Genomic DNA, 21,512 nt, shown 5'->3' with positions numbered 1-21,512 from the left:
GTGGCTAAGTTTAGCCACTTTTTTTATCATGATGTGAACACTTGGAGGTGTGCTTATTTTGAATTATGACGAATTTTTACTAAAGATATTTAATTTAACTGGTATAGATTTATCACTTTATAAAGAAAAACAGATGAAAAGAAGGATAGATTCATTTATAGCAAATAATAATTGTCAAAGTTATGATATTTTTTATGATAGACTTACTAAAGATATAAGAGTTTATAAAGAATTTTTAAAATATATTACGATAAATGTAACAGAATTTTTTAGGAATTTTGATCAATGGATGATACTTAAGAACGAAATACTTCCCAAAATAATCAAAAAAAATATGAGAATTTGGAGTGCTGCATGTTCAACAGGTGAAGAAGCTTATAGTCTTGCAATGATAATTTCAGATTTTATTGATCTAAACCAAGTGAATATTATTGCGACTGATATAGATGATGCTGTGTTAGAAAAGGCTAAAAAAGGAATATATAGTAATAAGAGTATAGAAAAGATTCCTAAGGAATATTTAAAATATTTTTCTTGCTATAATGATAATAACTACATAATTTCTGAAGAATTGAGAAAAAATATTGTTTTTAAAAAACATAACTTGTTACTAGACAAATTTCCTGAAAATACTGATTTGATTGTATGTAGAAACGTATTAATATATTTTAATGATAAAGCGAAAGAAGACATATATAAAAAATTTTATTTAAGCCTCAGTAATGAAGGCATTCTTTTTGTTGGTAGCACAGAGCAAATTATTTTTCCGTTTAAATACAATTTTGCGCCTTTAAAGACATTTTTTTACAAAAAAATATCTAAATAGCTATGAATTTAACATAAAACTTAGAATATAGTATAATATTATTATGGATTCATACTCAAAAATATTTTTTATAAACCTTTAATTGTTATATAATATATTGTTGTGATTAATTTAAGTGGAGGTACGTATTTAATGAGTGAAAGAAAAGAAATACTAGTCTCAGATGATGATATAAAAAAGCAAAAAGAGATAATAAATCAAATGGCTGTTTTAAATAAAGATAGATATCCAAAGTTTCACATAGAAACATACGGTTGTCAAATGAATGTTCATGATTCAGAAAAATTAGCAGGTATGCTAACTGAAATGGGGTACACACATACTGATAATTTAGAGGATGCAGATGTTATCCTCTTTAATACTTGTTGTGTCAGAGAACATGCCGAAATAAGGATATTTGGAAGAGTGTCACAGCTTAAAGAACTAAAGCAGAGAAAGCCTAATATAACATTAGGGATATGTGGATGTATGATGCAAGAAAAAGAAGTTGTTGAGGCTATAAAAAATGATTATCCATATATCGATATTGTATTCGGTACACATAATTTATTTAAATTTCCAGAGCTTTTACAAGAATCATTGAATTCAGATACTACTATTATAGACATTTGGGATGATAATAAAAGTATTGTAGAAGATATCCCCATAAGGCGTGCAGAAGGTTTAAAGGCATGGGTAAATATTATTTACGGGTGTAATAATTTTTGCACATATTGCATAGTGCCTTATGTACGTGGAAGAGAAAAAAGTAGAGAGCCTCATGATATTATAAATGAAATACAATCTTTAGCTAATGAAGGATTTAAAGAAATAACACTGCTTGGTCAAAATGTAAATTCTTATGGCAATGATTTACCTACTAAAATAGATTTTGCTGATCTTTTATATATGATAAATGATATTGATGGCATAGAAAGAATAAGATTTATGACTTCACACCCAAAAGATATTTCTGACAAATTGATTTTTGCTATGAGGGATTTGGACAAACTTTGTGAGCATCTGCATTTACCAGTTCAATCTGGTAGCAATGAAATACTAGAGAGAATGAATAGAAAATATACAAGAGAAAGATATTTGGAAATCATTAACAAGTTAAGAGATAACATACCGGGTATTGCTATAACCACAGACATAATAGTAGGTTTTCCTGGCGAGACAGATGAGGATTTTCAAGATACACTGGATCTTGTAAAAGAAGTAAGATACGATTCAGCGTACACATTTATTTATTCAAAAAGAAAAGGTACGCCTGCAGAAAAAATGTCAAATCAAGTCGATGAAGACATCAAACATAAGCGACTAGAAGAATTAATTAATTTGCAAAATGCAATAAGCATTGAAAAAAATAACGAAATGAAAGGGAAAATCGTAGAAGTTTTAGTCGAAGGTACAAGCAAAAGAGATGGTGAGAAATTAACTGGAAGAACGAGAACAAATAAAATTGTTCATTTTAAAGCCAAGCCTGAATTGATAGGTAAGTTTGTTAATGTAAAAATAATAGATACAAAAGCTTGGACTATGCAAGGAGAATTAATAAGTGAGTAAATGTGATAAAGAAGCTATAATTGAGAAAGCAATAGAATTAGGCAGACTTTTAGCAAATTCTGATATATTGAATGATTTGCGTGAAGCGGAAATTGCCTTTTTAAATGATGAAGAAGCACAATTTTTACTTGAAGATATTAAAAAATTGAAAAAAAATGGCGATAAAAATGAAGCAAGCGATTTAAGACAGAAACTTTTAAAATTAGATAGCTATAAAAGATTGTTAGAGGCACAGGAGACTTCTAAAAAATTAATAGAAGAGATACATGGTATATTGAATTATTATATAAATGGGTCATTACCTAAGTGTGATGTTAATTCCTGTGCCAATTGCTCTAGACATTGTATAAAATAATGAATATGTTGTTTGAGCTTATCTTTTTATGTAGTTGGAGGTAGTTTTTAATGCCATACACTCCTATGATGGAACAATATTTTAAAATAAAAGAAAAATACAAAGATTCGATTTTATTTTTCCGAATTGGTGATTTCTATGAAATGTTTTTTGATGATGCTATTATTGCAGCTAAGGAATTGGAAATAGTCTTGACAGGTAAAGATTGTGGCCAGGATGAAAGAGCACCAATGGCAGGAGTACCATTTCATGCTGCTGATTTTTATATAGACAAGCTCGTGAAAAAAGGTTATAAAGTGGCAATTTGCGAACAACTAGAAGATCCTGCATCTGCTAAGGGATTAGTTGATAGAGATGTAATTAGAGTTTTCACTCCTGGTACGGTTATAAATACAAATTCTATAGAAGAAAAGAGCAATAATTATCTTTTATCAATTTTTAAAAATGAAAATAATTATGGATTGTCCTTCGTCGATGTTATGACTGGTGATTTATTTGTAACGCAGATAATAAAATGCGATGACATAAGGAAAATTTATGACGAAATAATGAGATATAACCCTTCTGAAATAATTGCAAATAACGAATTTTTTAGCTTAAAAAAGCTTGTAAAAGTAATTAGCAGCAGTAAAATTTATATCAATAAATATGAAAACAGCTATCAGGATTTTGAAAGCATAATATCTAATCAATTCAATAAATCGCTTAATGAGCTAGGATTAGAAGGAAAAAATTATGCGATTAAGTCATTGACAACAGTTTTAATATATTTAAAAGAATTACAAAAAGTACAACTTAGTCAGCTAAATAATTTAACTTATTATGAAGACAATTCATTCATGTTGCTGGATAATAATACAATTAAAAATTTAGAAATTGTACAATCTTCCAATAGAAATAATTCAAGAGAAGGAACATTATTAAGTGTATTAGATCAAACTGTCACGCCAATGGGTGGAAGACTTCTTAAAAGATGGATAGAAGAGCCTTTAATAGATATTGAAAAAATAAATTTGCGGTTAGATTCTGTTGAAGAACTTTTTAATGATTTTAAAGGCAGGTCAGATTTAAGGAATGCTTTAAAAGGAATTTATGATTTAGAAAGACTTTCCAGTAAACTTGTTTATCAAAATATTAATGCAAAAGACTTATTGTCTATAAAGGTTTCTATTGAAAGGCTTCCAAAGATAAAGGATTTAATTAGTAAATATAATTCAATTTATCTTAAAGAAATATTTTTAAAATTAGATACTCTTCAAGATATATATGATTTGATAGATAAATCAATTAAAGATGATCCATCAACTTCCGTAAAAGAAGGTAACATCATAAAAGATGGATTCGATAAAAATGTAGATGAATTAAGAAAAGCTGCGACAAATGGAAAGTCATGGATTACAAACCTTGAATTGAATGAAAAAGAAAGAACGGGAATCAAGACTTTAAAAGTTGGGTATAATAAAGTATTTGGGTATTATATTGAGGTATCAAAATCTTATATATCGTCGGTTCCACAAGATTATATAAGAAAGCAGACATTAGCGAATGCGGAAAGATATATAACACCTGAACTTAAAGAGATAGAAGAGAAAATTTTAGGCGCCGAAACGAAGCTTGTAGAACTCGAATATGAAATCTTCAATGGCATAAGAGAACAAATAAAAAATGAGATTAACAGAATACAGATGACTTCAAAGTATATAGCTGTTTTAGATGTACTTACATCGTTGGCTATGGTGGCTGAATTAAATAATTATGTCAAGCCAATTGTCAATGATGGTGATAGAATCTTAATAAAAGATGGTAGACATCCTGTAATAGAAACTATAGTTGATGATTCGTTTATATCGAATGATATAGAAATTGATGAAAAAAAGCCTATTATGATTATAACAGGACCTAATATGGCAGGAAAGTCAACATATATGCGTCAAGTTGCTTTGATAGTATTAATGGCTCAAGTTGGTAGTTTTGTTCCTGCTTCACATGCTGAAATAGGCATAGTAGATAGAATTTTTACGCGAGTAGGTGCATCAGATGATCTATTTTCTGGACAAAGCACTTTTATGGTTGAGATGAACGAAGTATCTGTTATACTAAATTCTGCGACGCAAAAAAGTTTAATTATACTTGATGAAGTTGGCCGTGGTACTAGTACATATGATGGAATGAGTATTGCCTGCGCTATTCTCGAATATATACACGATAAAATAAGGGCAAAGACAATGTTTGCTACTCATTATCATGAATTGACTAAATTAGAGGACCAACTAAATGGCATTAAAAATTATAGTATATCAGTTGATGAGACGAACGATGAGATTATTTTTTTAAGAAAAATAATACCCGGTTCGGCAGATAAAAGCTATGGTATACAAGTGGCTAAACTGGCTGGATTGCCAAACGATGTTATTGATAATGCAAAAAAAATATTAAATAGCCTTGAAAATAGCAATAGGGAAGTTGCAGTTGAAGCGGCTGCAACTCAAATGGATATATTTAGTTTTGAAAAAGATGCTTTAATTAGTGAAATAGCTGACTTGGATGTAGAAAATATCACCCCTATACAGGCATTGAATTATTTGCATGGATTAAAGAAAAAAGCCTTATCATTGAGGATGTGATTAACTATGAATAAAATAAATCTCTTGGATGATGAATTGATAAATAAAATATCTGCAGGCGAAGTTGTAGAAAGACCTGCATCAATTGTCAAAGAACTTATAGAAAATTCAATTGATGCAGGAAGTAGTAATATTACAGTCGAAATAATGGAGGGTGGAATACCTTATATCAAAGTATCAGATGACGGTTGTGGCATGGATGAAATTGATGCCGTTTTAGCATTTGGGCGTCATGCTACAAGTAAAATTAAATCTATTAATGATCTTTTTAACATAGAAACTCTAGGTTTCCGTGGTGAAGCATTAGCCAGTATTGCTTCTATCTCAAAAGTTTTGTTAAAAACTAAAGAAGAGAACTCCTTGTACGGAACATTAATAAATGTTGAAGGAGGAAAAATAATAAAAAAAGTTAAATGTGGCTGTCCAAAAGGATGTAGCATAGAAGTAAGAGACATATTTTATAATACACCTGCTAGGAGAAAATTTTTAAAGCGTCCATCGACAGAGGCAATGTATATCACTGATATGGTAGCAAAAATAGCTCTTTCAAGACCCGATATATCATTTAAGTATATAAAAGATAAAAAGATTGAACTTCAGACATCAGGAAATAACTCTGTTGAAGATGTTATTTTAAGGCTTTATGGAGATGAATTATATTCTTCTTTAGTTCAATCAGAGTATACCAATGAATATTTAAATGTTAAAGTGTTTTTATGTAAACCGTCATATACAAAGGGAAATCGCAATATGCAAATATTATTTGTTAACGGCAGATTTGTAAAAAACAAAGTGTATAATGTTGCAATTGAAGAAGCATATAAAACATTGATACCTATAAATAGATATCCTGTTGTAATTACATATATAAACATTGATCCTAGAAAAATAGATGTGAATGTACATCCAACAAAATTAGAAGTAAAGTTTTCTGATGAAAAGGAGATATTTGATTCTATTTACAACAGCATTAAAGAAGCTTTGAATAAGTCTAATCTTATTCCTAATATAAATCATGAAAAAAAGTTTACTTTATCGGATGGTGATAAAGACAAAAATTATAAACATCAGCAGACAAAAATTAATCAATTAGAAATGACAACAAAAGAAATCACAAATCACAGTGGTGATATTCCTTTTTTAAAAGATGAAATTATATCTAGCTTTAATGGAAGCAATCAGAACATATATTTTGATAATGATAAAATTAATGAAACAGTTCAAGATAAATATATAAGTAATTTTAATAGCTTGCCTAATGGAGAAAATGATGATTACAAAATAATTGGTGTACTATTTTCTACTTTTATAATTGTAGAAAAAGATGATATGGCATATATAATTGATCAACACGCTGCCCACGAAAGGATATTATACGAAAGATTTATGAGTAAATATAACAATGTTCAGGGGAAACAGACTACAATACCAATATTGGTAAATATTGAACCTGGTGATGAGGAAATTATTAATGAGAACATGGATTTGCTGCACAAATTAGGTTATAAATTTGAAAGCTTTGGGAATAATTCAATTATATTGAGAGAAGTACCTGTAATATTAGGGCAGCCAGAATCAAGACAGTTGTTTTTAGATATAATTGATAAATTACGAAACGAAGATTTTAATAAAGATATCAAATTAAAAGAAGAAAATATTATTATGATGGCTTGTAAAAAAGCAGTTAAAGCTATGGATAAGTTGTCAAAAGAAGAAATTAAATCTTTATTTGATGAACTGAAAATAACAGAAAATCCGTATACATGTCCGCATGGGCGACCTGTGATTATTTCAATTAAAAAATATGAAATAGAAAAGATGTTTAAAAGAATTATGTAGAGGTGTTTCAATGGCAATACCATTGCTAATTATTGTAGGACCAACAGCTTCAGGAAAAACTAAATTATCTGTAGAACTTGCAAAATTTTATGATGGTGAAATAATATCTGCTGATTCAATGCAGATTTACAAGTACATGGATATTGGAACTGCCAAAATCACAGATGAAGAAAAGCAAGGCATACCGCATTATATGATCGATATAGTTGAACCGAATGTAAAATTTAGCGTTGCAGAATTTGAAAAAATGGCAAAGCCGATAATAGATGATATTTACAAAAGAGGAAAATTACCTATTGTTGTAGGGGGAACAGGACTTTATATAGATTCTTTAATATATATAATGAATTTCTCTGATTACATCGGAAATGATGATTTTAGATCTGCTTTAAAAAATATTGCTGAGGTACTTGGAAATGATTATTTATTTAATAGATTGAAAGTTGTAGATCCTAAAACGTTTGATAAACTTCACCCTAATGATCTGCGAAGAATTATAAGAGCATTAGAGGTATATCAATTTACAGGCAAACCTATTTCGCTTTATCAGAAATTAAGCAGTAAGAGAATGAATCCGGAATATGACGTAGTAATGATTGGCTTAAATTTTAGAGATAGAAATAAATTATATAAAAGAATTGATGACAGAGTAGATATTATGTTGAAAAATAATTTAGTAAATGAAGTGGTAAATTTACTAAAAATAGGGTATAATAAGTATGGTACTTCGATGCAGGCTTTGGGATACAAGGAAATTGCAGAGTACTTAGATGGAAATGTCACATTTGAAGAAGCGATTAATAATTTAAAAAAAAGAACAAGGAGGTATGCAAAAAGACAAATAACTTGGTTTAAAAGTTATAAAATCATAAATTGGTTTTATGTCGACGACTATATCAACTTTGAACAACTTAAAAAAAATATTATTTATTTTTTAGCAGGAAAATTAAATTTTAAGTAGAATATTAATTATTATTACACAACAATAGAAGGGGGATGGCTATATGAATCAAAAGGCAGCTATCAATTTACAAGACATATTTTTAAATCAGGTAAGAAAGGAACATATTGCTGTAACTGTATACTTGATTAATGGCTTTCAGCTAAAAGGTATGGTTAAAGGATTTGACAATTTTACCGTTGTTTTGGAAACAGACAATAAGCAGCAGCAACTTATATATAAACATGCTGTTTCTACGATAACGCCTTTGAAACCTGTGATTTTTACAACGACAGAAAAAGATGAAAAGCAACAATAATGTGGTGAAATACGAGAAAACAGTATTAGAGTTAGCTAATACTGTTTTTTAAAATATTGGAGGTGTACATTTATGAAAATTGGATTCATAGGAACGGGTAATATGGGTACAGCATTAATAAAAGGTTTAATCAATTCAAAGTATGTATCTTTAGATTCAATATGTGCGTATGATATTTTCAAAGACAAACTTCTGAAATTAAAAGAAGAATTAGGTATTAATATAGGAAACAGTAACAAAGAAATAGCCAAAGAATGCGATGTTATAATTTTAGCTATAAAGCCAAATGTATATAATGACATTTTATTAGAGATCAAAGATGACATTGATGAAAATAAAATTATAATAATAATTGCTCCTGGTATAACTATTGAAAGTGTAAAAAATATTTTAAAAAAAGGTAAAGTAGTACGTACGATTCCAAATACTCCAGCTTTAATTGGTGAAGGTGTTACAGCTATATCTTACTCTGAAAATATATCATCAAATGATAAAGAAATAGTAGAAAAAATATTTGGATCATGTGGTGAAGTTGTTGAAATAAAAGAAAATTTGATAGATGCAGCAATGGCTATTTCAAGCTGTAGTCCAGCTTTTGTATATATGTTCATTGAATCATTGGCAGATGCAGGCGTCTCACTAGGGCTACCACGTGATGTGTCGTATAAATTAGCATCAAAAGCTGTGTCAGGTTCTGGCAGTATGGTCTTAAAGACAGGTATGCATCCAGGTTATTTAAAGGATATGGTAACATCGCCTGGTGGAACTACAATTCAAGGTGTGAGAACACTGGAAAGACTAGGATTAAGAAGTGCTTTGTTTGAAGCTGTAATTTCATCTTATGAAAAAGTAAAGGGAAATTAAGATGGATAATATTCCGGAAATAGACATATATACTGATGGAGCCTGCAGCGGTAATCCTGGCCCTGGTGGTTGGGGCGCTGTGCTTATTTATAATGGCATAAAAAAAGAAATATCAGGATATGAAGAAAATACAACTAATAATAGAATGGAATTAACTGCTGCAATAAAAGCGCTAAGTTTACTTAAACGCTCGTGTAAAATTAATCTATATAGTGATAGCAGTTATTTGATAAATGCTTTTAATCAAAAATGGATTGAAAACTGGCAAAAAAGAGGCTGGCTTAAGTCTGATAAGACACCTGTTGAAAATAAAGATTTGTGGCTTAAACTTTTGGATTTATCATCATGTCATGATATTAAATGGATAAAAGTTAAAGGCCACTCTGATAATGAATATAATAATAGATGTGATAAACTTGCCACTGATGAAATTAAACAACACTCAAATTAATTCAAATCAAAAGAGTTTTATCCAATTATACGAAATAACTATTTCGTATAATTGGAGGATGGAAATTATATTGGAGGTGAATTCACCAGATGCGTATTTCTACAAATAGTAATATTGAACTGCCACCCATTCTTGAAGAATTTCTTAATTATTTCTCTACTATAAAAGCTAGATCACCTAATACAGTTAAAGCCTATGAATATGATTTAGTATTGTTCTTTCGGTTTATAAAAGTTAGAAAAAATTTAAGTTCTGATTCGGATTTTGATCAGATAGACATTAGCGATGTTGATCTCTCTCTTATTGAATCTATAGACTTAAATGATTTATATGCTTATTTGTCATTTGTTACGCATGAACGCTCTAATACTCCTCCTGCTCGTGCTCGCAAAGTTGCCAGTCTTAGATCTTTTTATAATTATCTTTATGCAAAAAGAAAAGTTATAACTAAAAATCCTGCTTTAGATTTAGAATCACCTAAACTCGGAATTAGACAACCTGTGTACTTAACTCTAGATGAAAGTATGAAATTACTTGATTCTATAGACGGTCCTTTTAAAGAACGTGATTATGCTATCATTACCCTATTTTTAAATTGCGGACTTAGGCTATCAGAATTAGCTAATATAAATATAAGTGATATTAAGGATGATAAATTAACCGTCATTGGTAAAGGAAACAAGCAACGGACAGTTTATTTAAATGATGCTTGTATATCAGCAATAAATGAATACTTAAAAGTGAGACCGCACGATGGTGTTAAAGATAAAAAAGCACTATTTTTAAGTAAAAGATTGCAAAGGATTAGCATAAAAACAATACAATATATAGTAAAAAAGCATTTAAAAGACGCCAATCTTGATGGTAAAAAATATTCTACTCATAAATTAAGACATACAGCAGCTACGCTTATGTATAGATATGGAAAAGTTGATATTAGAACATTACAAAGGCTGTTAGGACATTCAAATGTGTCGACAACCCAAATCTATACACATGTTGATGATAGTCAACTTCGAGATGCAGTAAGTAGAAACCCCCTCTCGGAATTGAATTCTAATAATAAGAACTAGTAATAAGAACTAGTGTTTGATTTAATGATGTAATTATGATATAATAAGGGTAAGTTTGGAGGGGTTAAATTGTGAAAGACAAATCTAAAATCAGCCTAAAGCAACAAGAAATAATTGAATTTATCAAAAGTGAAATTAATCGAAAGGGGTATCCCCCATCTGTCAGAGAGATTGGCAAAGCTGTTGGTTTAAAGTCTACATCGACTGTTCATGGTCATCTATCACGACTTGAGAAAAAAGGTTATATAAGAAGGGATCCAACAAAACCAAGGGCAATTGAAGTTTTGAATAAAGATATAAAAGATTTAAGTGATGTGATAAAGCTCCCTGTGATAGGCAAAGTTACTGCAGGAACTCCAATACTAGCAGATGAATATTATTCCATTCCACGAGATCTCGTTGTTGGTTATGAAGGAGAAAGCTTTATATTAAAAGTTCGCGGTGATAGTATGATAAACGCTGGTATCCTTGATGGAGATTATATAATTGTAAGAAAACAATCGTATGCAGATAACGGTGATATAATAGTAGCTTTAATTGAAGATGAAGCAACTGTAAAGAGGTTTTTTAAAGAAAGCGATCATATTCGTCTGCAGCCAGAAAATCCTTCAATGGATCCAATTATAGTAGACAATGTTGTGGTTTTAGGAAAAGTTGTAGGCGTTATAAGAAAACTCAAATGAATGTATTTTTCATTTGAGTTTTCTTAATTATATCTTAATAAATCCTTTTTCAATCATATTTTTTATAGCGATCATAAGGCTAAGTTTTACTTGATAATATGACAATCCACCTTGTATATAAGCTGTATACGGCTTTCTGATAGGTGCATCAGCACTTAATTCTATAGAGGCTCCTTGTATAAAACCACCTGCAGCCATAATAACTTGATCATTGTAGCCTGGCATGTCCCATGGCTCTGGTACAACATGAGAATCAACAGGTGAACCCTTTTGAATGCTTTGAATAAAAGTAATTAGCTCTTCTTTTGTTTTAAACCTAACTGCTTGAACGATATCAGTTCTTGATTCATTAAATTTTGGTAAAACGTCATAACCCAGCATTTCCATAATTCTCGATAAAATTATTGCACCTTTTAATGCATTACCTACGACAAGTGGTGATAAAAACAGCCCTTCCAAAATTAATCGATTTATATCTAATGAAGGACCTACTTTCTTCCCTATTCCGGGTGCGTATAATCTATAAGCAGCATTTTTGACAAGTTCCTTTTTCCCTACTACATATCCTCCTGTAGGCGATAATCCACCACCAGGATTTTTTATAAGAGATCCTGCAACTAAATCAGCTCCGACATCGGTTGGTTCAAGCTCTTCGGTAAATTCACCATAACAATTGTCCACAAATACAATCAGATCTTTCTTTTTATTTTTAATCTTTTCTATAGTATTTTTGATGTCATTGATGGTCAATGAATTTCTAAAATCATATCCTTTTGACCTTTGAATCATAACCATTTTCGTTTTATCAGATATGGCACCTAAAAGCTTATCAATATCAATTTTTCCACCTTCTAAAAGTGGAATTTCTTTATATTTTACACCGAAATCAATAAGTGAACCAGTATTATTATTTCTTTCCTTCCCTATCACATCTGCAAGTGTATCATAAGGTGTTCCACAAGCCGATATAAGCTCATCGTTAGGTCTTAATACAGCATAAAGGCATAATGATATTGCATGAGTTCCAGAAACAATTTGAGGCCTTACTAAGGCGTCTTCAGCGCTAAATATATCAGAATATATCTTTTCTATTGTATCTCTTCCGATATCTCCATATCCATATCCAGATGTTCCATTAAAATGAATATCACTTAAATGATTCTTTTGCATAGCATATAAAATCTTATATTGGTTTTTTTCTACTACTCTTTCTACTTTTTTAAACTCCTCCCTAACATCTTCTTCAGCTTTTTTCAGCAAAAAAATAACATCTTTTGGGATGTTGAACTTTTCTATAAGTATGTTCTCACTCGACATCATTATTTCAATCCTCTCTAATATCTATGGAATCAATTATCATTAAATCATCTTTTGTTATAGTTTTTTTGTTCATAATTCTAACAGCATGTTTTCTTATAGCTCTTTCAATTATGTTTCTAACTAATCTGGCATTCCCGATTTCCCTTGTCGTATTTTCATTAATTAAAACTTTCATGATTTTTCTTTTTGCACTGTCAGTTAGTATATACTGCCTATTTTTAACCATTAATTCAGCAATTTGCAACAACTCATCGATTGTATAATCTGGAAAATCTATTTGTATAGGAAACCGAGATCTCAATCCTGGATTTGTATTTAAAAAATATTCCATTTCATCTCTGTAACCCGCTAGTATCAAAATAAATTCGTCTTTATAATCTTCCATTGCTTTTACCAATGTATCAATTGCTTCTTTTCCAAAGTCTTTCTCTCCACCTCTAGCCAGTGAATAGGCTTCATCCACAAATAATATACCACCTAATGATTTTTTTACATTTTCTTGTACTCTATGGGCAGTATGTCCTATATATTCGCCAACAAGATCAGCCCTTTCCACCTCTATTACGTGTCCTTTGCTAAGGACACCAATTCCTTTTAAAAGCTTACCAAGTATTCTAGCAACAGTTGTCTTTCCAGTACCAGGATTCCCCTTGAAAACCATATGTAATACGATTGGATTGGTTGCCAAACCTGCGTTTTTTCTTTTAATTTGCACCTGTTCCAATGCATATAACTCATTTATTATTTGCTTGACTTTATTTAAACCAATTAAAGAGTTTAACTCTTTTAATGCCTCTATCTCAAGATTTTTATCTTTATCAATGTTTTTATTTTCTTCAGATTTTGCTCTTCTTTCAATTTTATAATTATCAAAATTTACAGGCCATATACTCATTACAATCACATCCCAATATATTAGATAATATGTTAATATTATTTTATGATATTGGGATGTGAAATGTTCTTTTTATTTATTATGGACGAATTCTAGACAGTGTCCTTGGAAATGGTATGCATTCTCTTACATGTTCAGTATTTGTTATCCAAGCAACAGTTCTTTCAATACCTAAGCCAAAGCCAGAATGAGGAACTGAACCATATTTTCTTAAATCTATATACCAATCATACATTTCAATCGGCAGATTTTCTTCTTTTAATCTTTTTATTAGCAAGTCATAATCATGTATGCGCTGACTACCACCAATAATTTCTCCATATCCTTCTGGTGCAAGTAAATCAGCACACATTACGACTTCCGGCCTATCTTCTTTTGGCTGCATGTAAAAAGCTTTGCACTTTGAAGGATATTCGGTTATAAATACTGGTTTATCAAATTGATTTGACAAAAATGTCTCATCTGGAGAACCTAAATCATTTCCCCACTCGATTTCATAACCGTTTTTCTTCAACATTTCAATTGCTTCATCGTACGTTAATCGTGGAAAAGGTGTTTTAATTTTTTCTAGCTTGCTTAAATCTCTTCCTAACTCTTTTAGTTCTTTTGACCGATTTTCCAAAACAGATTGCACTATATATTCTACAAGCTTCTCTTGTATTTCCATATTTTCATAATGGTCTACAAATGACATTTCCGGTTCTACCATCCAAAACTCATTTAAATGCCTTCTAGTTTTCGATTTTTCAGCTCTAAATGTCGGCCCAAAGCTATAAACTTTTCCTAAAGCCATTGCAGCTGCTTCTTGATATAGCTGACCAGTTTGGGAAAGGTATGCATTCTCACCAAAATAATCAATTTGAAATAAGTCTGATGTTCCTTCGCATGTAGATGGCGTTATAATTGGTGAATCAACCCTTACAAATCCATTGTTATTCAAAAATTCTTGAATAGCTTTGATTATCTCATGTCGAATAGATAAAATTGCATGCTGTTTTGGTGTTCTTATCCAGAGATGTCTATTATCCAATAAAAAATCAACACCATGCTCTTTTAAGGAAATTGGATAATCATTGAAAGCCATTTGAATCAATTTAATGTTTGAAATTGTAAGCTCATATCCGTATGGTGATCTATCATCTTTTCTAACTACACCTGTAACTGCTATGGAAGATTCTTGCGTTAATTTGTCACACAGATCAAAAATATCTTCTGCTACTTCATTTTTTACTACTACACCTTGGACAAATCCAGAACCATCTCTAATTATTAGAAATTTTATTTTTCCACTGGATCTTTTGTTGTACAACCAGCCTTTTATTGTTACTTCTTCCCCCACAAAATCTTTCATTTCGTTTATACGTATTATATTCATCTTCATTTACGCCTCCTATCACGTAAATTATAGCATAATTATATTTACACTTCTATATCAGCTTTTACATCTTCAATGTTATTTGCATTCAATAACGGCTTTACAACATTTTCTATATATTCTATCGTTTGATTTTCAGCTCTGCCAGTAAATTTTTTAGGATCTAAAATATTATCAATTTCATCATCAGATAAATTTATCCGTTTATCTTCTTTTAAATAAGTTAAAAGAAGATTTTCTCCACCTTCTTTTATTACCTCTTGAGCTTTAATTGAATTTGTACGTATTACTTCATGTAATTCTTGCCTATCACCGCCTTTTAACACACATTCCATTAGTATAGCTTCAGTAGCCATAAACGGTAACTCATTCATTACATGCTTATTTATTATTTTCATATTTACTTTAAGTCCAGACGCTACGTTTAAGTATAGATTTAATATTGCATCCGTTGTAAGAAACATTTCTGGAATTACAATTCTTCTATTAGCTGAATCATCTAGAGTTCTTTCGAACCACTGTGAAGATGATGTTATAGATGAATTTAATAAGGTTGTAATAACGTATCTGCACAGTGATGCCATTCTTTCACATCTCATAGGATTACGCTTATATGCCATCGCAGATGAACCTACTTGTTTTTCTTCAAAAGGTTCTTCAATTTCTTTTAAATGTTGTAATAATCTCATATCATTGCTAAATTTATGGGCACTTTGAGCTATTTCGCTTAATACAGAAAGAAGCATAAAATCGTACTTTCTTGTATACGTCTGACCTGTTACATCAAAAACGTTGCTAAAGCCCATTTTTTCTGCCACAAGTCTATCTAGTCTTTTTACTTTTTCTTCATCACCATTAAAAAGTTCCATAAAGCTTGCTTGTGTGCCTGTTGTGCCTTTGACACCTCTAAGTTTTATATTTTTAAGCCTGTACTCTAAGTCTTCATAATCAAAAATGAGATCTTGTATCCAAAGGGTTGCCCTTTTCCCGACGGTAGTTAATTGTGCCGGCTGAAAATGAGTGAAACCCAAAGTAGGTACATCTTTGTATTTTATAGCAAAATAGGAAAGCACTTCAATCAGCTTAAGCAATTTCTTTTTAATCAATTGAAGTCCTCTGTACATAAGTATTATATCTGTATTATCATCGACAAATGCTGATGTTGCTCCTAAGTGTATAATTGGTTTTGCTTTAGGACACTGAAGGCCAAATGCTCTTATATGTGCCATAACATCGTGCCTAAGTTCCTTTTCAAACCTTTTTGCATCCTCATAATTTATATCTTCTACATGCATTTCCATTTCTTCAATTTGTTCATCAGTAATATTTAGTCCTAACTCTTTTTCGCTTTTTGCTAATGCGATCCATAATTTTCTCCATGTTTTGAATTTTTCATCATCGGAAAAAATTTGAGCCATTTCTTTACTTGCGTATCGTGTGATTAATGGATTTTCGTAGATATTTGACATAGTTACCTCCACTTTCTAAATATTTTTCAAAAGATTTTCAATTCTATTAAGGCCTTCTTCAATATTCTGAATTGAAGTAGCATATGACAATCTTATGTAATTATCATTTCCAAATGGAAGACAGGGGATTACAGCAACTTTAGCTTTTTCTAAAACAAAATTTGCAAAATCAATAGAGCCATTTATTTTCTTTCCAGATATATTCATTCCAATATATTTACTTATATTTACTATCACGTAAAATGCTCCTTGAGGTTTAAGGCAAGTTAATCCGTCTATCTTATTTATTCTTTCTACAATGTAATCGCGTCTTTGTTTAAATTCATTAACCATATTTTCAATAATGTCGTTTCCTGTACTTAATGCTCTAACGCTAGCATATTGTGCTATCGTGTTTGGATTCGATGTTGTATGACTTTGAATATTATTAATAAGATTTGCTATTTCCTTGTTTGATGCTGAATATCCTATTCTCCAGCCTGTCATGGAATAAGCTTTTGACATGCCATTTATTACTACAGTCAAATTTTTTATTTCATCATTAAATGATGCTATGCTTATATGTTTACCATCGTAAATTAATTTCTCATATATTTCATCGGAAATTATAAAAATATTATGCTTTACAGCCAAATCAGCAATATTTTTTAATTCTGTTTCATTGTAAACTGCTCCTGTAGGATTATTGGGGCTATTTATTATAATTGCTTTTGTTTTATCAGAAATTGCTTTTTCTAGTTGTTCTACGGTAACTTTAAAATTATTGCGTTCGTCAGTCTCAACAAAGATTGGAACACCATTAGCTAGTTTAACCATTTCCGGATAACTAAGCCAATATGGTGATGGGATTAAAACCTCATCTCCTGGATTTAAAATAGCACATAAAGTATTGTATATTGATTGTTTTGCACCATTTGAAACTACTATTTCCGATGTTTCATATGATAAGTTATTATCGTTTTTTAATTTACTTACAATAGCTTCTTTTAATTCAATAATTCCTGAAGTAGGCGTATACTTTGTATAACCTTTTTCAATTGCTTCAATAGCAGCCTTTTTTATGTAATCAGGCGTATCAAAATCCGGTTCTCCAGCCCCAAAGCCGATGACGTCTATGCCAAGTGTTCTCATTTTATTTGCTTTAGCAGTTATATCGAGCGTTAAAGAAGGGCTAATACTACGTGCTTTCTCTGATAATTTCATGACTCCACCTCCAACAATATATTTATTATTTTATCTTATTTTTGATTTTATTTCTACACCAAATTACATTCTTTAAGTTTTTCTATATACTTATAATCTAGTTTTACAGTTCCAAGTAAATATTCTCCATCCACATCTACTCCATGAAAATCAGAACCACCCGTTATTAATAAGTTATTTTCTAACGCGAAGTTCTTGAAGAATTCTGTATCAGCTCTACTATGTTTAGAATGATACACTTCTATTCCCTTTAAACCATTTGTAATTAGATGTTTTATAATTTCTTTGTCAATTAAAAGTCCGGGATGAGCTAAAACTGGAATACCGCCGGCATTTATTATCATTTTGATTGAGTCAAAAGGATGTAATCTGTATCTTTTAACATATGCAGGTTTATCTTCTCCTATATATTTATCAAAAGCTTCCTTTACGCTTTTAGCATAACCTGCTTCAACTATTGCTTTTGCTATATGTGGTCGTCCTATAAATGAAAATGACTCTTTCGTATGTGATAATACATCATCATATGTTATATTGATGCCTATTTCATTAAGCTTCGATATTATAAGTTTTGCACGGTTAATTCTTGATTTCCTAATATCTTTAAGCTTTTCCAGTAAATCATTGTTTTTATAGTCTATGAAATAGCCCAATATATGTATATCTTGTCTATCATCATATGAATTCAACTCAATTCCCGGTATTATTTCTATGCCATATAATTCTGACGCTTCTTTGGCTTCATCAATCCCATCTAATGTATCGTGGTCAGTTATTGCAATTGCACTTAAGTTTGCATTTTTAGCCATTTGTACTACTTCTTTTGGTTTACATGTTCCATCAGATTTTGTCGTATGTATATGTAAATCGCCAAACATTTATTTCCACTCCTATTATTAAACTAAAAACAACCTGTTTTGCAGGTTGTTTACCTTGGTTCTACAATTAATTTAATGGCAGTTCGTTCTTCGCCATCGATTTCAATGTCTGTGAAGGCTGGTATACAAATCAAATCGATACCACCAGGTGCAACAAACCCCCTTGCTATTGCTACTGCTTTTATTGCTTGATTTAATGCACCCGCACCTATTGCTTGTACCTCAGCTCCACCGCGTTCTCTAAGTACTCCAGCTAGTGCACCTGCTACTGAATTTGGATTGGACTTTGCTGAGACCTTTAAAACCTCCATCGTATATCCCCCTTTTAATATATCGAATACATTATCTATATTCTACAAAAAAATTAAAAATCCTTCTTTAATGATGTTTATATGTAATTTTTGTTTATTCTATAAATATCAATACACTTTCCTGTATTTTCATCAATATTTACGACTAATCCATTTATCTGTGCAGGTCCTTTCGCTATATCAAATTTTACAGGGATAGACGATGTAAATTTTTTTATTATCTTCTCTTTATCCATTCCAAGAACTGAATCATATGGTCCTGTCATACCAACATCCGTTATGAATCCTGTGCCACCAGACAAAATTTTTTCATCAGCTGTTTGAACATGTGTATGTGTCCCATATACACACGATACTTTTCCATCTAAATAATGTCCTAAGGCTATTTTTTCCGATGTTGCCTCTGCATGGAAATCTACAAGTATTATATTCGTATGCTCTCTCAAAGCTTTTACTTCATCATCAGCAGATAAAAAAGGGTTCTTATTACATTGCATAAACACAGTCCCCTGTAAATTTATAATTCCTATTTTAATGTTATTAATATTTAGTAATGAAGAACCTCGTCCTGGCGTATTGGGTAGATAATTTGCAGGTCTAATTATCCTCTTTTCATCATCAATAAAATTGAATATCTCTTTTTGATCCCACACATGATTTCCCATTGTTAATGCAGATATACCCATCTCAAAAAGCTCATCTGCTACTTTTCTAGTTATTCCATTGCCACCTGCCGCATTTTCAGCGTTGGCAATAACCAAATTTATTTTGTTCTCTTCAATTATTTCCTTTAATTTCTCTTTTAATATATTTCTTCCAACTCTTCCGACTATATCGCCTATAATAAGAGTATTCATAGAAACCTCCATTCTCTCATAATATTATTATATTACTTTAATTACGATTTATAAATCTAAAAGCGTGCATATGCACGCTTTATTTTCAATTTATTTAGCATAATCAACTGCAACTGTTTCCCTAACCACAATAACTTTAATTTGTCCAGGATATTCTAATTCCTCTTCAATCTTTTTAGTAATTTCTCTAGCTAACATAATTGTTGATTCATCATTGATAATTTCAGGTTTTACCATTATTCTTATTTCACGCCCAGCTTGTATCGCAAATGACTTTTCAACACCATCAAATGAATTAGCGATTTCCTCTAATTTGTTTAGACGTTTCAAATACGATTCAAGTGTTTCACGCCTTGCACCAGGTCTTGCTGCTGATATGGCATCTGCAGATTGAACTAAAACAGCTTCAACAGTTTGCGGCTCAACGTCATTATGATGTGCCATAATAGCATGAATCACTTCATTAGATTCATGGTATCTTTTTGCAAGATCAGCACCTATCATTACATGAGGACCCTCTATTTCATGATCAACTGCTTTTCCTATATCGTGTAGCAATCCAGCTCTTTTGGCTATATTAGCGTCTGCTCCTAATTCATACGCCATAAGTCCTGCTAAATGTGCAACTTCAATTGAATGTTTTAATACGTTTTGTCCGTAACTAGTTCTAAACTTCAATCTTCCAAGTAATTTAATCAATTCAGGATGAATTCCATGGACGCCTGCCTCAAATGTTGCTTCTTCTCCAGCTTTTATAATGACATTATCTACTTCTTTTTTAGCTTTTTCTACCATTTCTTCAATCCTAGCAGGGTGTATTCTTCCATCTTCTATCAGTTTCTCCAATGCTATGCGTGCAACTTCTCGCCTTATTGGATCAAATCCAGATATGACTACAGCTTCAGGTGTATCATCAATAATCAAATCGATACCTGTTAATGTTTCCAGAGTTCTTATATTTCGCCCTTCTCGTCCAATAATCCTTCCTTTCATTTCATCGTTTGGTAAAGCGACAACCGAAACTGTTGTTTCAGCTGCATGATCAACTGCACATCTTTGAATAGATGTAACTACTATTTCTCTAGCTCTATTTTCAGCTTCTTCTTTCGCTTTTGCTTCTATTTCTTTTATCATTAACGCAGCTTCATGAGAAATTTCATTCTTTACATCATTCAATAAAATACTTCTGGCCTCTTCTCTAGTTAATTCTGATATTCTTTCTAATTCTTCAACTTCTTTTTGATGCATAATCTTAATTTCTTCTTCTAAATTGCTAATTTCTTTTTGTTTTTTTTCAATTAAAGCATCTTTTTGTTCTAATGTCTCAGCTCTTCTATCGAGAGACTCTTCTTTCTGAATTAAGCGCCTTTCCATTCTTTGAAGTTCGCCTCTGCGATCTCTGACTTCCTTTTCCAAATCTGTCCTTTGTTTGTGAATTTCTTCTTTTGCTTCCAACAGCAATTCTCTCTTTTTATTTTCACCATCTTTTTTCGCATTTTCCAAAATAGTACGGGCCAATTCTTCAGCACTTTTTATTTTGGATTCCGCTATAAATTTACGTACGAAATATCCGATAAAAAGACCAATTGCTATAGCGATTAATACAAATACTGCTAAAATTAGTGGACTAATGTTGTTAATACGCCTACACCTCCTTTGTTGATACTCATTTTATATTTTAG

General features: G+C 31.0%; 20 protein-coding genes. 11 read left to right on the top strand and 9 right to left on the bottom strand.

From position 1 onward, the window contains the following. Nucleotides 1-58: 58 nt before the first annotated feature. The 11 genes from J2Z80_RS05875 to lexA all read left to right on the top strand — a co-directional run bounded on the left by J2Z80_RS05875 (nucleotide 59) and on the right by lexA (nucleotide 11,522). Nucleotides 59-826 carry a CheR family methyltransferase gene (locus tag J2Z80_RS05875; protein WP_245301175.1) on the top strand — a complete coding sequence of 256 codons (768 nt, stop codon included), beginning with the start codon at nucleotides 59-61 and terminating at the stop codon, nucleotides 824-826. Nucleotides 827-958: 132 nt separating this feature from the next. After that, nucleotides 959-2,374 (top strand): tRNA (N6-isopentenyl adenosine(37)-C2)-methylthiotransferase MiaB, encoded by a 1,416-nt coding sequence (gene miaB, locus J2Z80_RS05870; protein WP_209453565.1) that lies wholly within the window; start codon nucleotides 959-961, stop codon nucleotides 2,372-2,374. Beyond that, complete coding sequence (locus tag J2Z80_RS05865) at nucleotides 2,367-2,729, top strand: YlbF family regulator (RefSeq protein WP_209453564.1); 363 nt, start codon at nucleotides 2,367-2,369, stop codon at nucleotides 2,727-2,729. The genes miaB and J2Z80_RS05865 overlap by 8 nt, the downstream gene beginning before the upstream one ends. A gap of 50 nt (nucleotides 2,730-2,779) precedes the next feature. Next, nucleotides 2,780-5,353: a DNA mismatch repair protein MutS gene (gene mutS / locus J2Z80_RS05860; protein ID WP_209453563.1), complete on the top strand. Its 2,574-nt coding sequence runs from the start codon at nucleotides 2,780-2,782 to the stop codon at nucleotides 5,351-5,353. A 6-nt stretch (nucleotides 5,354-5,359) separates the two neighbouring features. Beyond that, the gene (mutL, locus tag J2Z80_RS05855; RefSeq protein WP_209453562.1) at nucleotides 5,360-7,192 is read left to right on the top strand and encodes a DNA mismatch repair endonuclease MutL; all 1,833 of its coding nucleotides are present in this window, start codon (nucleotides 5,360-5,362) and stop codon (nucleotides 7,190-7,192) included. 10 nt (nucleotides 7,193-7,202) lie between these two features. Next, the gene (gene miaA / locus J2Z80_RS05850; RefSeq protein ID WP_209453561.1) at nucleotides 7,203-8,153 is read left to right on the top strand and encodes a tRNA (adenosine(37)-N6)-dimethylallyltransferase MiaA; all 951 of its coding nucleotides are present in this window, start codon (nucleotides 7,203-7,205) and stop codon (nucleotides 8,151-8,153) included. 43 nt (nucleotides 8,154-8,196) lie between these two features. Next, nucleotides 8,197-8,451, top strand: a complete 255-nt coding sequence (hfq, locus tag J2Z80_RS05845; protein WP_015311590.1) for an RNA chaperone Hfq — start codon at nucleotides 8,197-8,199, stop codon at nucleotides 8,449-8,451. Nucleotides 8,452-8,523: 72 nt separating this feature from the next. Next, nucleotides 8,524-9,315 (top strand): pyrroline-5-carboxylate reductase, encoded by a 792-nt coding sequence (gene proC / locus J2Z80_RS05840; protein ID WP_209453560.1) that lies wholly within the window; start codon nucleotides 8,524-8,526, stop codon nucleotides 9,313-9,315. 1 nt (nucleotide 9,316) lies between these two features. Continuing rightward, a complete protein-coding gene (gene rnhA, locus J2Z80_RS05835) occupies nucleotides 9,317-9,766 on the top strand; it encodes a ribonuclease HI (protein ID WP_209453559.1) in 450 nt (149 codons plus the stop codon). Nucleotides 9,767-9,855: 89 nt separating this feature from the next. Then, nucleotides 9,856-10,839, top strand: coding sequence for a tyrosine recombinase XerC (locus tag J2Z80_RS05830; protein WP_209453558.1), 984 nt, complete (start codon nucleotides 9,856-9,858; stop codon nucleotides 10,837-10,839). 71 nt (nucleotides 10,840-10,910) lie between these two features. Beyond that, nucleotides 10,911-11,522 carry a transcriptional repressor LexA gene (gene lexA, locus J2Z80_RS05825; protein WP_209453557.1) on the top strand — a complete coding sequence of 204 codons (612 nt, stop codon included), beginning with the start codon at nucleotides 10,911-10,913 and terminating at the stop codon, nucleotides 11,520-11,522. Nucleotides 11,523-11,549: 27 nt separating this feature from the next. Here the strand turns inward: lexA and J2Z80_RS05820 are convergent, their stop codons facing one another. The 9 genes from J2Z80_RS05820 to rny all read right to left on the bottom strand — a co-directional run bounded on the left by J2Z80_RS05820 (nucleotide 11,550) and on the right by rny (nucleotide 21,471). After that, nucleotides 11,550-12,839, bottom strand: coding sequence for a methionine gamma-lyase family protein (locus J2Z80_RS05820; protein ID WP_209453625.1), 1,290 nt, complete (start codon nucleotides 12,837-12,839; stop codon nucleotides 11,550-11,552). 7 nt (nucleotides 12,840-12,846) lie between these two features. Then, nucleotides 12,847-13,737 carry a stage V sporulation protein K gene (gene spoVK, locus J2Z80_RS05815; RefSeq protein WP_209453556.1) on the bottom strand — a complete coding sequence of 297 codons (891 nt, stop codon included), beginning with the start codon at nucleotides 13,735-13,737 and terminating at the stop codon, nucleotides 12,847-12,849. A 79-nt stretch (nucleotides 13,738-13,816) separates the two neighbouring features. Then, nucleotides 13,817-15,118 carry an asparagine--tRNA ligase gene (asnS, locus tag J2Z80_RS05810; RefSeq protein ID WP_209453555.1) on the bottom strand — a complete coding sequence of 434 codons (1,302 nt, stop codon included), beginning with the start codon at nucleotides 15,116-15,118 and terminating at the stop codon, nucleotides 13,817-13,819. 38 nt (nucleotides 15,119-15,156) lie between these two features. After that, entirely contained in the window at nucleotides 15,157-16,581 is a 1,425-nt protein-coding gene (gene purB, locus J2Z80_RS05805; RefSeq protein WP_209453554.1) for an adenylosuccinate lyase, read from the bottom strand. A gap of 15 nt (nucleotides 16,582-16,596) precedes the next feature. After that, nucleotides 16,597-17,784, bottom strand: coding sequence for a pyridoxal phosphate-dependent aminotransferase (locus tag J2Z80_RS05800; RefSeq protein ID WP_209453553.1), 1,188 nt, complete (start codon nucleotides 17,782-17,784; stop codon nucleotides 16,597-16,599). 53 nt (nucleotides 17,785-17,837) lie between these two features. Further along, nucleotides 17,838-18,662 carry a PHP domain-containing protein gene (locus tag J2Z80_RS05795; RefSeq protein ID WP_209453552.1) on the bottom strand — a complete coding sequence of 275 codons (825 nt, stop codon included), beginning with the start codon at nucleotides 18,660-18,662 and terminating at the stop codon, nucleotides 17,838-17,840. A 50-nt stretch (nucleotides 18,663-18,712) separates the two neighbouring features. Beyond that, entirely contained in the window at nucleotides 18,713-18,973 is a 261-nt protein-coding gene (locus J2Z80_RS05790) for a stage V sporulation protein S (protein ID WP_013297863.1), read from the bottom strand. A 77-nt stretch (nucleotides 18,974-19,050) separates the two neighbouring features. Beyond that, nucleotides 19,051-19,830 (bottom strand): TIGR00282 family metallophosphoesterase, encoded by a 780-nt coding sequence (locus tag J2Z80_RS05785; protein WP_209453551.1) that lies wholly within the window; start codon nucleotides 19,828-19,830, stop codon nucleotides 19,051-19,053. Between the two features lie 90 nt (nucleotides 19,831-19,920). Continuing rightward, nucleotides 19,921-21,471, bottom strand: a complete 1,551-nt coding sequence (gene rny, locus J2Z80_RS05780; protein WP_209453624.1) for a ribonuclease Y — start codon at nucleotides 21,469-21,471, stop codon at nucleotides 19,921-19,923. Nucleotides 21,472-21,512 lie beyond the last annotated feature (41 nt).

Origin of the sequence: Thermoanaerobacterium butyriciformans (assembly GCF_017874545.1) — a bacterium.
Classification (GTDB): Bacteria; Bacillota; Thermoanaerobacteria; order Thermoanaerobacterales; family Thermoanaerobacteraceae; genus Thermoanaerobacterium; species Thermoanaerobacterium butyriciformans.
This window is presented reverse-complemented; position numbering and strand designations above follow the sequence as displayed.